The organism is Pseudomonas sp. (assembly GCF_050739995.1).
In the GTDB taxonomy this organism is placed as follows: Bacteria; Pseudomonadota; Gammaproteobacteria; order Pseudomonadales; family Pseudomonadaceae; genus Aquipseudomonas.
Genome location: NZ_JBOICG010000682.1, coordinates 1 through 1670, shown reverse-complemented (window position 1 = coordinate 1670; position 1670 = coordinate 1). Strand labels below are relative to the sequence as shown.

Sequence of the window (1670 nt, the reverse complement as noted above, 5' to 3'; positions counted from 1 at the left end):
ACCTTGGACAGGTAACGCTGCACGTTCTCCTGTTCTTGTGGCGTAGTGAACAGGCCCAGCTTGGTGCGGCGCCACAGTACATCCTGCGGTTGTGTCGCCCATTCTTCGGCGCACAGGTAATCGACTTCGCGAGTGTACAGGCCACCCCCCAGGTGATCGCCCAGATCAGCCAGCGATTGCACGCCTTCCAGCAGGCGCCAGGTGCGGCTGCCGTAAGTGGTGGCCCAGCGTTGGGCGATTTCACTTGGCACCCAGTCGTATTTGCTGCGAATGGCGTCGGCCAGGGCTTGCGGCGTGGTCATGTTTTCGCCGCCGGGCAGGCTGGCCGTGGCAGTCCAGCTTGGGCGCATCTGGGTGAAGAACGGTGCCAGTTGCGCCATCGCCGATTCAGCCAGCTTGCGGTAGGTGGTCAGCTTGCCGCCGAACACCGACAGGATTGGCGCTTCACCGTTACCGCCAGACAGCGCCAGGGTGTAGTCACGGGTAATGGCCGATGGGTTATCCGATTCGTCGTTGCACAGCGGGCGTACACCGGAATAGGTGTGGACGATGTCGTCGCGGCTCAACTGCTTCTTGAAGTGAGCGTTGACCACTTTGAGCATGTAGTCGGTTTCACCTTCAGTGATCGCAACGGCAGCCGGGTCGCCGGTGTATTCACGGTCGGTGGTGCCGATGATGGTCAGGTGATTCAGGTACGGAATGGTGAAGACAATGCGCTGGTCTTCGTTCTGCAGGATGTGTGCGTGGGCACCTTCGTACAGTCTCGGCACGATCAGGTGACTGCCCTGGATCAGGCGGATGCCATAAGGCGAATCGAGCTTGAGGTCGTCCTTGATGAACTTGGCGACCCACGGGCCGGCGGCATTCACCAGGGCACGGGCGCGGATCGAGAACAGGCTGCCATCGGCGCGCTCCATGTTCATTTCCCACATGCCGTTGCTGCGGTGTGCGCTGACGCAGCGGGTTTGCGTGTGGATGTGCGCGCCTTTCTCCCGGGCGGCCATGGCATTGAGTACGACGAGGCGGGCGTCATCGACCCAGCAGTCGGAATACTCGAAACCTTTGGTGATTTCGCTTTTCAGCGGGCTGTCAGGGCCGAACTTGAGGCTTTTGGAGCCCGCGAGCTTCTCGCGCTTGCCCAGGTGGTCGTACAGGAACAGACCGGCGCGAATCATCCACGCCGGGCGCAGGTGCGGGCGGTGCGGCAATACGAAACGCATCTGCTTGACGATGTGCGGGGCTTTGGCCAACAGCACTTCGCGTTCGGCCAGGGCTTCGCGCACCAGGCGGAATTCGTAATGTTCCAAATAGCGCAGGCCGCCGTGGATCAGCTTGCTGCTGGCAGAAGACGTGTGGCTGGCCAGGTCGTCCTTTTCGCAAAGAAATACCGACAAACCACGCCCGGCTGCGTCTGCTGCAATGCCAACGCCATTGATCCCGCCACCAATTACGGCAACGTCATAGACTTCGGCAAGCGGTGGAGCAGGCAAGGTGGAAGGGTTCATCGGCTGGCCTCGCAATCTTTTCGTCTTGGAATTCGAACATTAATGTTCATTTGCGAAAATGGTAGCTGATAAACGCACGCGCAGCCACCCAACTTCGATTGAAAAAACTCATCGAAGGGGCGAGAAAGGAAAATTTGTGAACATGGTGTAGGCAGCAGGGCCTTT

Annotated in this window: 1 protein-coding gene; it reads right to left on the bottom strand. The window is 59.6% G+C overall.

Translation table 11 applies throughout. The annotated features are described in order from the left end of the window. The coding region (gene glpD, locus ACRESD_RS23140) for a glycerol-3-phosphate dehydrogenase (RefSeq protein WP_431753032.1) at positions 1 to 1505 on the bottom strand (1505 nt) is incomplete at its 3' end. Positions 1506 to 1670 lie beyond the last annotated feature (165 nt).